Source organism: Vibrio splendidus 12E03, assembly GCF_000272105.2.
Taxonomy (GTDB): domain Bacteria; phylum Pseudomonadota; class Gammaproteobacteria; order Enterobacterales; family Vibrionaceae; genus Vibrio; species Vibrio splendidus_I.
The window spans coordinates 1-8,405 of record NZ_AJZD02000256.1 but is presented as its reverse complement, the minus strand read 5'-3'; the positions used below and the strand labels follow the sequence as shown (position 1 = coordinate 8,405).

3 protein-coding genes are annotated in these 8,405 nt (G+C 44.9%); all 3 read right to left on the bottom strand.

From position 1 onward, the window contains the following. Window positions 1-238: 238 nt before the first annotated feature. Window positions 239-712, bottom strand: a complete 474-nt coding sequence (locus A142_RS16245; protein WP_019821155.1) for a hypothetical protein — start codon at window positions 710-712, stop codon at window positions 239-241. Between the two features lie 66 nt (window positions 713-778). Next, window positions 779-2,134, bottom strand: a complete 1,356-nt coding sequence (locus A142_RS16240; protein WP_019821153.1) for a DUF1552 domain-containing protein — start codon at window positions 2,132-2,134, stop codon at window positions 779-781. Further along, window positions 2,134-7,737 (bottom strand): Ig-like domain-containing protein, encoded by a 5,604-nt coding sequence (locus A142_RS16235; protein ID WP_019821151.1) that lies wholly within the window; start codon window positions 7,735-7,737, stop codon window positions 2,134-2,136. Before A142_RS16235 ends, A142_RS16240 begins: the two co-directional genes overlap by 1 nt. Window positions 7,738-8,405 lie beyond the last annotated feature (668 nt).

Below are 8,405 nucleotides of genomic sequence, written 5' to 3'. Positions count from 1 at the left end.
TGGAACAGGCGTTGGCGTAACAGGATTGATGTCAATCACTTCCTTGATGGTGAGATGCCGTTGGCCAGAGCCCGTTACATCCAGTTCACTCGTACAGGTATCGAACGCATTACCGAACCATAACTTTAGACAGTATTCTTTAATGTATTGTGAAGTGTAATATCCACCTCATTAACCTAAGTTCAGAGAATGTTAGAGATATGCATAGAGCTTTATTAGCGTTCAAGCTCTTTTAGACTTATTTTACGACAATATTGATGGTTGAGTTTTGGTAGGGGTTAGTCAGGCCAGAAAAGAGGATGTTGTTGTGCCAAAGAGCCTCCTCTCCTCGCTTTGCTTCCACTCGAACAAAGTACTTTGCATCTTCATCTAGTTGGTTGGTGTTGTACTCCAAAACATAACGAGCCAAGAACCCCGTATGGTAATTGGCTTTTGTTGTTGTGGTCGCCAAGATTTTTGATTCTCCGCTCGAACTAAACTCTTCTAGGGTAACCTTTACAGGGATTTCTACAAACTCAAGATCAGGACTACCTGGTTTGAGCCACCCTTGGACTGAAACAGGGCGATTTAGGGTTTTAGGCGCTGTCGCTTTTTGCTCTGTCACCGAGACTTGTGAAGTCACGGTAACTTGCTTGGTGGCATCCGAACTATCACACCCTGTCAGCGCTAATAGCGGCAAAAATAAAGCGAATCGTTGGAGGATGGTGATCATAAAATACTCCTACTATAGGGGGAAAAAATCTCCCCCTTATCTATTACGACTTAGGTAGTCAATTAGTTACACGTTAGTAAAAATGCCAGATACAGCACTGGTATTTCCGCTATACGGCACTGAGGTCCCCATGGCTTGAGCCACCGTTGTCCAAATACGCTGTTGATCAACTTGTCGCCCTGCTGCCCAGTGATTCCGATCGCCTTGAGAGCGGATGTCGAAATAACGTCCTTGACCATCACCGCTCTTTAGAAGGCCAGAAGCACCACCAACAAATAACATTGGTTGATTGTACTGATGTTCTGGTGCACCATCCGACATTTCAGATGTAATGACAACGAGAGTGTGGTCAAGTAAAGAGTCAGAGGGTACGTCAGGGTCAGCATGACGAGACAATTCATCTAAAAACAGTCTCGCCTGACGTACATACCACTTTCGACAGTCTTTCCACTCTTGCTCACTCTTATAACGGTGGGCAAGGTCATGTGGGTTCGCTCGTAAACTGGCATCTTTGATCACTACTTGGTCAGCCGAACGACCGACTTGCACTGTTGCTACTCGTGACACGCCACAACTCAGTGCTGTCGCCACTACCTGATGGTGACTTGATTGAACTTGGTTACGAAAATCTGGTGACATCATCGGATGGTCACTCGGCATGACTGGCGAACATTCAGCTGTAATTGGCAATGTCGCATCCATATCAGCAACCACTTGCTCCATCGAATCCAAGTGGGTGTCCAGTTTTTGTCGCTCACTGCCTGATAGCTTCGAGCGCAATGTCTGAATATCTTGGTTAATGGGATCAAATAGATGCGTCCCATTGTTGTTTTGAGCCGTACGCGCTTTTGCGCCACTATAGTTAGTACCGAAAATGTTTTCAAATAACAAATTGGGGTTACCTTGAGGCGTTCGCTTGTTTTGACCATCCCAAGAGACATACCAGTTCACGCTATCTGTCGCATGAGGGCCTGCAAATATAGCTCGCTGAGAAGGGTCCGTTCCCGGTATCGCTCGTCCTAGCAATACATCGATAGAAGACTCGCTCTTATTTCGATCTCGCAACACTTCTGTCCAACCGTTATGACCCGCGTTGCCTTGACCTAAGATGATTCCTTGCAGGTACAAAGAGCGGTTTTTATACGCAGCAAGCTCTTGGCTCACTTCGTTAAGCGCAAACTGCGTGGTATCAGTTGCGTTTGCCTGTTCGGTTTTTGGAAACCACAGACCCTGATTGAACTGACCATTAAAGCTATCAGTAGCAAGTCCATCTGGCACCACAAAAAACACCACTTTGGTTTTCGCTTGGCCCGTTGTTCCTGCATGAGCAATACGGGTAAGCCCTGGCAATGACATCGGTGCTAACACACCAGCCCCTGCCGCGGCTTTTAGAAAATGTCTACGACTTTTTAGAAAAGACATTAGTTACTCTCCTTTTTGAATTTGAACATTTGCGACGTTGCAAGGGTTTCCAGCATTTCTGTAATCGAGCCACTCTTCTCAAGCTGCTTAGTCATGTCTTGAATACCCGCATTCGAGTTAGCATTCGCCTCTTGTCCCATCGCATAACGGAAGTAGCTGTCCGCTAAACACTGAAGCACAGCGGCATTGGTAGGGAAGTGAGCGGAAATATCACGCACATTGTTGAACTCAAGCATCACATGAGAACCAGAGTTATCCACCAACGGACCTGACGCATCAATTGGCAAAGTAACACTTGGGTCGTTGTATGCTAGTTCGGTTGTTCTCCATTTACCTGTCTGGCCGTAGTTCTCCATCGAAGCGCCGGTATCATTCATGAACTCATGACATTGCCAACACTGTCCTGCCGAAGCATCTTGGCCGTTAATGGTGTCCCAACGCTCACGAGTAGTAATTGGCGACTCAGGTAGTTCGATTGAGTCCGGATCAACATCCACAGGGGCACCGATAGTTTTACACAATAAGTTCTGACGGATCATTAGGCCGCGCTTGACCAAAGAGGTTGCCGCATAGTCTGAATTCACAACATGTGTTAAGCCTTGTTGTAACAGACCACCACGCTGGCCATTGTCTACAACAACTTTTTGGAACTCTTCGCCTGTAACACCACCAATACCGTAGTGCTGAGCCAGTGCCCCATTAACAAAAGTGAAGTTCGGGTTAAATAGCTCTACAACAGTTCCTTCACCTTCGGTTAGGAAGTAACGAATAAACTCCGCCTGCTCCTGCACCATCGCATTAACCACTTCAGTCGTTAAGCCTGGCTTTTCAGGTAGCTCTTGAACTTGGGTGTGAATGTAGTAACCAATAAAGTCGGTAAATCGCGCGATACCTTTTGAACTTGTCAGCATGCTTGCCACTTCTGCGGCTACCTGCTCGTTAGTCTCGAGCTCACCACGAGATGCTTTCGCTAACAAAGACTCACTTGGTGTTGTACCAAGGAAGCTGTATGAAAGCGCGGTAGCAACTTCGTACTGACTCAACTCATAAACGTGAGACTCATCCGTCAACGTACCTAGCTCTGAGCGGTACAAGAAATTCGGTGACAACAACATCGACGCAACCAGATCTCTGGCTCCATATTTCCCAAGGAAAGAGGCAAATCTTGATTGCTCATCAGTAGTCAATGGTCGGCGATAGATTTTCTGACCTAGCTTAGAAATGAACTCTGCTTGGCTCACGTCTTCACTGTAACCAATGGACGCTAAATCAATACGGCTTGCGATATCGACCGCCACCGAATGGTACTGCTTCATGTCCTCAGTGAGGATGATGCCCTGACTAGATTGACCAGCGAATTTAAATTCACGTTCATATTTGTCTTTCGGCAGTTTTTGCTTATCAACTTTGATGGCAAATATATCTTGAATAGTATTCGCGTACTCAAGGTTGGTAAGTAGTCTTACTTGTCGATTACCATACGATTCCGTTTGACCAAGGTACTCGCTCCACACATCATCGAATAAGTAATCCGCAATTTCTTCTGCACAGGTAAGATCACAGTGACCCGCTACCGGCATCGACATGATTTTGTCAATCAGAGCACCGTATCCTGCGTTGGTCCACGCATTTGCCTTATTCACATTGTCGAAGAACTCTGTTGAGTGACACGCATTACAGTTTTGCGCCATAAGATCTTCGCCAGAGTTAAAGCCAATAAACTCCACATCTAAGTTATGCTCTAAACTAGACTCATTGATAGCCACATTGAGCTTAGACGGCTGAGGGAAGTAGTTCTTTAGGTATGGGAAACGAACTTCGTACGAGCCGTAATCTAGAGCCTCTTCTAATGACGCACCCCACGCGACTTCACGCTCAAACGTTATGTCTTGCGCTTTATCAATGAAAGTAAGACGTAAACTAGATTCAGTGGCATTGGCAGGTTTCGATGGTGCTGTAAATTTAACGACACCTATCAAATCTTTCGGTTTTTCAACATACTTCAGCTCAATCGTAGCCGTTGGAGCGCTGTTTGAGAGCGTGATCGAATGAATACGTTGCTCTGGGATGAACTCACCAACATCATTTAAGCGAACTTGATAAGTACCATTTTCCAGACCATCAATGTTCATTGAAGGCGCATTCCACGCAACATGGAACTTACTTTCATGAGCGTCAGGGTGAATCAAAGCTCCGCTAACCAACTCTTCACTTAGGTTGCTATCTGGTGCCTCGGTGGTCGTGAACGTGATCTGTTTCTGGTTTGCTCCTGTATCATCATAAGAGACGCGATAAATTACGCTCGCTTTATCGTCTGATACCAGCATTGAGCCATCGCTCAGCTCTAGGAACTCAACTGGACGACCAATACATGCGTCCGTTAAACACGCGTAAGATTCAACCGTTTGACGATCTTTCATCCACCCCGTCACCAATGGGCGCTCATGGATCACATCTGTACCATTTTGAATGGTCACCATGCGAAGCTCTAAGCCCGGGTGCTCTGGTTTACTATTACCGTGAGTAGCATAAACAAGGTGCTGGATATTGTCTGACTGTGAGTAAGCGTTCCAGAACTTAACACCTAAAGGTGCGCTGTTGGTGAATACATCAAACTCAGCGCCAGCGTAATCTGTTGGTTTAACCACGTCATAATCGATTTGAGGCAAAATAGCTTTTGGCGGGATAATTGGAGAGCCATCGCTACCTTCGCCACCAAGTAGTATATCTTGCCAGTTCGCCATCTCATGATCTGTCAGACCTCGAGTATCTTTACCGAAGAAGATTGGCGCACCAAAGTTTTGATTACCTGGGTTTGAGATACGGTTAATCTCATCCGGGTTATCAAACTGCTGGCGGTTGTTATCACTGAACCAGATCTCGCCTGTTTTCGGGTGCCAGTCGAAGCCCACAGAATTACGAATACCATTAGCTTGAATTTCGTACTCACCCGTTTCCAAGTCAATCGCAAAGATTGTTCCGTAAAGCTCTTCTTCTGGTGTCGTACAAATATTACATGGTAGACCTGCAGCGGTATAAAGCTTCTTGTCCGTCGGATCGACAGCATTGAACTTCAATGGATGCTTTTGGTGCTGCATCCTAGTCCACCACTGCGTTGTTGGGATCGGCGTTTTGGTACCGTCAGCAGGATAGGTGAAGATCTTTTCAGCTACAGGGCGTGACTTAAAGGTCTCATTGATGTTCTCAATCTTGTATAGAGCACCTACTGTACTGTAGTAGAGATTACCATCGCGATATGCGACACCATGAGGCTCTTCGCCTTCCGCCACGACATAAGTACCGATTGGCTGTTTTGTTTGAGGATCAAGCTGAACGGCGTAAATAGTGCCACCTAAAGGTTCGCTATCCAACATGATTGAAGAGGAACCAACGAAGATCATGTTGTCACCCATCGCCATTGAGCGAGGTTGATAGATCCCTTCTAAATAGGTTTCAACTTTTACTCCACCTAATGGGAAAAGTGCTTCTGTGGCGATCGGCGCTCGATACAGAGTATTGATATCAATTTGTCGCTCTTCAGACTTAGAAAAATTCACTACCCAAGGTGAGAATCGGGCAACGTAGCCACTGAAACCATCAAGGTTCAGTTGATACAAACAGTCTTCTCCTAAACCATCAATATTGACGGTTTCGCCCCATGTCCCTTCAATTTGAGTGGTCGTGCCATCCGCTGGACAATAAAGCGTGCCAGTCAAAACCTGGTCTTGCAGTTCAGCAGGAGGGTTCAAAAGATCTTTATGATCAAAGTTTGGAAAAGTGATAGCTAAACGATTGCCTTCAAAGGCTTGCTCAACATTGAGTGCCACATTTTCTGAACGTGTTTGTGCACCTTTATCATCAGTCGCTACAGCGAATAGTTGATAACTTCCTTCACTGAGCCCTTGGTGATTTAGAGTAAATGGAGCCTGACTTGTCGTCCCCGCTGAAATCCCATCGATGTAATATTCTACCTTTGCTACTTGGCCATCTTCATCGCTGGTATTGGCGCTCAATGCAAAAGCTGAACTCGCTGTCACATTCGGCTTTACGACTGAGATAGAAGGCGCTACGTTAGGCTGTGCGTCACAAGCCCCTTCAACGTCCCATGCATCCTGCCAGAAATTACTGCCATTCCATGCAACACCTGGCTCATAGGGTGCTTGCCCACACCAGCCAAACTGCTTACATACGTAGATAGAGCCATTGTTCTGAACCTTGTCGCCAAAGGCATAATTACCACCATTTTGGTACTGAGGCACATCACAGCTTCCACCTGAGCTCTCTCCACCAGACAAGGATTTTGCAGTGATATTGATTTCTGACGTGCGGGTTGTATTGCCTGCAGCATCAATCGCTTCCGCTACGATAGCGGTTTTGCCTGCTTGGGCGATAACAACAGCGGTATATGGCGCACTTTTCTTCGTCGCAAGTAACTCACCATTTGCATAGAAGCGCACCTCAGTTAGGTCGCCGTCTACATCGGAAGCTTGGGCAGCCACCACGATTGATTCACCTGATAGAGTGTTTACATGAGACTGTGGAGAAACAATGCTGATGACAGGTGGTGTCGTTTCAACAACTGGAGCCGTGACTTTAAATGCTTGAGGTGGAGATTCCGTTCGGTTTCCTGCGATATCATAAGCCGCTGTATGGAATGAATAGAGACCTTCGTTTACAGGAGTAAATTGGAAATTGAATGGTGGCTGTGTTTTAGTCGCTAGCTTTTGTCCATCCACATAAAACTCTACGCCAGCGAGATCATCATCGACGTCACTAGCATTAGCAATGACATTCAAAGAATCGCCTAATTGCAGCTCGACTTGGCCCGTTGGTTGGGTAATGCCAATTTCAGGTGCAGTGCCTTTGTTTGGTTCAACAGTAACCGTTCGAGTAACACTTTGCGTGATATTCCCTTTCGAGTCGTATGCTTTCACGTAAACGGAGTGCGTACCTACGCCGAGATCGGCAAGATTAAACTCGTATGGTGACGTTTTATCATCAGAGATCTGACGATCATTGACGAAAAACTTAACGCCTTCTAGGTCGCCATCAACATCGGAAGCCTGCGCTGTTAGCGTTAAAGACTGACCTTCTACGATTGAAATATTTGAACTAGGACGAGATAGAGTCACGCTAGGCGCATTGTTGGGCTCGACCACATTGTCATCACCCCCAAAGCGAAACGAAGCCTCAATCAACGCATTGTCCAAGGTTCCGCTATAGCCAAATGTCATCGAGACTGACTCACCAGGCTTAAGCAAACGAGATGTGCCGTTGTATGACGCAAATACCAACGTATTGGTGAACATATCACCATTCGCCTTTGAAGATTTCAGAGTCACACTAGCCCCGCTGACTCCCCATGGCGCGCTGTACATAGGCGATGGGGTATCAAAACGAAACTCGTTCTGATGCAATTCAATCGCACTACTTCCGTTGTTTTTGAGAGTAATCTGATAATTATTCCAATGAGATGAAGGTGACGCAGGTTGAACTAACTCCCCCACCATTCCGCCATTTAAATTCACACTAGCGACAACATCTGTCGCTAGTATTGAAATAGGTAGTGTTAATAGAACATGCTTTTTCATCTTGTTACTCATATTTATTCCTACCAGTGATAAATCTGGATTATTAATTTTTATTGGTTGTTAATAATTAAAGTTCGACAATGCCTTTTTGTAGAATTAACCTTATATTTTCATCACCATGATGAATGCATCAGATAGAATTCAACAAATATAAACACTATATTGTCCACACTGTTTGTTGTTTAAACCTAGCAAGAAAATACCTGACTTATAAGAGGATGAGTATTCATTGACAACGCAGTCTGAATTGGCAACTTCTTACGCCGTTCATTTTGATAGTGCCCTCAAACTTCCTTATAACAAGCCGGGCAACAGTGTCTTTTAGCGGTAAAGTGAGCTTTGTAATCTGCAAGAATATTTTATTGTGCTTTCTACAAAAAGTTTTCACTGGAGTTCTGCTATTAGTATATTTTACATATTGATAGTCGTATTTATCGCCCCATTCCTTAACTGCTTTTTCTATAAATGTAATAGTCGTATCTTTTTTAAATGCTATTTCTTAAATCTATCAAACGAATTCAATATTGATAGTTTATTAAACTGCAATACTAGTCTGTAGGGCATTTTTATTGGTTGTTTTTATCAAATGCCATTCTTTCTGATCTAGTATCCTACTTGGCTTTGTTGCGTAATTAAATTTAGAGTTTATAAGTCAATACGACAAGTTTCAGGCATACCTA

Coding starts and splice junctions, on each gene's coding strand:
- A142_RS16240 (WP_019821153.1), bottom strand. CDS start 2,134: ATGTCTTTTCTAAAAAGTCGTAGACATTTTCTAAAAGCCGCGGCAGGG.
- A142_RS16245 (WP_019821155.1), bottom strand. CDS start 712: ATGATCACCATCCTCCAACGATTCGCTTTATTTTTGCCGCTATTAGCG.
- A142_RS16235 (WP_019821151.1), bottom strand. CDS start 7,737: ATGAGTAACAAGATGAAAAAGCATGTTCTATTAACACTACCTATTTCA.